Raw genomic sequence first — 2,792 nt, forward strand, 5'->3', positions numbered from 1 at the left:
AACTTATTCAAAAATAATCAAAACTATTCTTTAGTAGATATTTCAACTAATTACCAAGTTAAATTAAAAATATCTCAAGTGATAGCATCATTTATTTCTGCTGGACTCACAGATGATAGAATTAAGCCAATTGGTCATTCAGTGACAGTTGTTTACCAGAAATAAAAAAATTTACTTCCGAAGGGTTAAATTGAGATAAATTACTTACTGGTTACAATTGTTATGTTCTGAATATGAGGATAATATGCTTAAAAAATTCCTGAAAAACCTGTTCAGAAAACTAGGGTTTGAAGTCAAGAGATATAATCTTAATACTTCACAAGTTGCCCTGATGGAAAGGTTATTGGAATATCATCAGATAGAGCTAATTTTTGATGTGGGTGCTAACTGTGGACAGTATGCTAGTTTTCTGCGAGACTGTGGTTATGAAGGTAAAATAGTATCCTTTGAACCTTTATCCAGTGCTTACTCACAATTACTGACTCTTAGCAAGAAAGATAACTTGTGGGAAATTGCTCCTCGCTCTGCTTTAGGAGATCAAGAAGGTGAAATTACCATTAATATTGCTGGGAATAGTCAAAGTAGCTCCGTATTATCGATGTTAGATGCTCATGTCCAAGCTGCTCCTGAATCAGTTTATTGTGGTTCCGAAATAGTACAATTAAGACGGCTAGATACTTTAGCTAAAGACTACATTAGAGAGGGTACTCAATCAATATTTTTGAAGATCGATGTGCAGGGATTTGAAAAGCAAGTTATTGAAGGTGCTGTTCAGATTCTTCCTTTAGTTAAAGGGATACAAATAGAAATGTCTTTAGTGCCACTATATGACCAGCAAATACTCTTTGAAGATATGATAGAGTTTATGAGACAACTTGGCTACGAGCTATATACGATTATTCCGAACTTTGCTGATAAACACACTGGAAGACTATTACAAATAGACGGGATATTTTTTAAGTCATGAAAGTATGTTTACTAAGTAATTCTGATGGTCGAGGCGGCGCCTATGCGGCAGTTTATCGTTTACATCAAGGCTTGCGGGAAACTGGTGCAGATTCGACTCTGTTAGTTGGTGATAAAACTCGTGATGACTATACTGTTTTATCGCCAGCAAATAAATTAATGAAGGGTTGGACAAAGCTAATACCTGCTGTTGATCACTTGCCCTTGTCATTATATTCTCAAAGAGAGAGAACACCTTATTCTATCCAATGGCTTCCCGATCGCCTTGTTTCTAGAGTAGCCCAAATTAGTCCAGATATTATTAACTTACACTGGATTAATGCCGGGTTTTTACAAATTGAAACCCTAGCCAAATTTAAGCAACCTCTTGTTTGGACGGCTCACGATATGTGGCCTTTTACTGGTGGTTGTCACTATAGTGGAGAATGTGATCGCTATACCCAATCCTGTGGTCATTGTCCTCAATTAAAAAGTCAGCAAGATGGGGATATTTCTCGTTGGGTTTGGTGGCGAAAATCTCAAGCTTGGAAAAATCTAAATCTGACTATTGTTACCCCCAGTCAATGGTTAGCAGATTGTGCTAGAAATAGTTCTCTATTTCAGGATTTACGGATAGAAGTAATTGCCAATGGCTTAGATATTCAAAGGTATCAACCAATCGAGAAAAACATTGCCCGCCATCTCTTAGGATTACCCCAAGATAAACAGCTTATTCTCTTTGGTGCTATGACGGCAACAAGCGATAACCGAAAAGGGTTTCATCTGCTGCTACCTGCTATAAAAAAACTCAGTCAGGGGGAAATATGGCAGCATAAATTAGAGTTAGTGGTCTTCGGTGCTTCTGAACCGGTTAATCCGCCTGATTTTGGACTGAAAACCCATTATTTAGGCAGATTAAATGATGATATTTCCCTAGCTTTAGTCTATGCCGCCGCCGATATTTTCGTCGCTCCCTCCCTTGAGGATAATCTTCCTAACACAGTCATGGAAGCTCTCGCCTGTGGAACTCCCTCTGTTGCTTTTAAAATTGGTGGAATGCCTGATATGATCGAACATCAAGAGAATGGTTATCTGGCCAAACCCTTCGAGGTGGAAGACTTGGCACGGGGAATTAATTGGGTATTAGAAGATACAGAAAGGTATAACCAATTGTGCATTCGGGCAAGGCAAAAAGTGGAGCAGCAATTTACTTGGGAGTTACAGGCAGAAAAATATTTAGAGTTATATAGCGATATCTTGAGCAAGAGCAATAGACATCGCCAAAAATCTATACCTTAGTCATAGCAATGATATTCCTACTTGGTAGTGCGATTTCTTATCCTTTTAGCTAAACAGCAACATTGCTCCTATGAAATTAGCCTCTATCCCAACAAAGCAGTACATCGAGCAACGAGAAGAAGAATATTGGATTGAAGGAACTCTTATCTCCCTTGATTCAGTTGTCTATCCTTTCTTGAACGGAGAATCGCCCGAAAGCATTGCCCAAAATTTCCCACTCCTTTCCCTCGAACAGGTTTATGGCGCGATCGCCTTCTATCTTGCCAATCGAGAGCTTGTCGATGCCTATCTGAAAAAGGGTGAAGCCGAGTTTCAGCAACTACAACAGTCTTGTAGAGAAAAGAGTCCTTTGCTATACCAAAAATTGAAGGGGAGCATCTCACCTTTGTAACCCCTAAATCAGGTTTTTATGTCAAGCTATTTTGAAAGCCTTGCTAGAAACCAGTTTTATGGATAAGTATAATTACTCACTTGCATAAATGAGATGCTCCCCAATTATTTGTAGGATGGGTTAGGGGTAGCGTAACATGAGCGGGTGTTGGGTTTCA

General features: G+C 38.9%; 3 protein-coding genes. All 3 read left to right on the plus strand.

The window, feature by feature from the left end; all coding sequences use genetic code 11:
• Positions 1 to 244: 244 nt before the first annotated feature.
• The 3 genes from PX636_RS21860 to PX636_RS21870 all read left to right on the plus strand — a co-directional run bounded on the left by PX636_RS21860 (position 245) and on the right by PX636_RS21870 (position 2,635).
• A complete protein-coding gene (locus PX636_RS21860; protein ID WP_288118867.1) occupies positions 245 to 967 on the plus strand; it encodes an FkbM family methyltransferase in 723 nt (240 codons plus the stop codon).
• Complete coding sequence (locus PX636_RS21865; RefSeq protein WP_288118870.1) at positions 964 to 2,244, plus strand: glycosyltransferase family 4 protein; 1,281 nt, start codon at positions 964 to 966, stop codon at positions 2,242 to 2,244. The genes PX636_RS21860 and PX636_RS21865 overlap by 4 nt, the downstream gene beginning before the upstream one ends.
• A 70-nt stretch (positions 2,245 to 2,314) precedes the next feature.
• Positions 2,315 to 2,635: a DUF433 domain-containing protein gene (locus PX636_RS21870; RefSeq protein ID WP_288118873.1), complete on the plus strand. Its 321-nt coding sequence runs from the start codon at positions 2,315 to 2,317 to the stop codon at positions 2,633 to 2,635.
• Positions 2,636 to 2,792: the final 157 nt, after the last annotated feature.

The sequence above is a fragment of the Microcystis sp. M53598_WE2 genome, from assembly GCF_030067735.1.
In the GTDB taxonomy this organism is placed as follows: Bacteria; Cyanobacteriota; Cyanobacteriia; order Cyanobacteriales; family Microcystaceae; genus Microcystis; species Microcystis aeruginosa.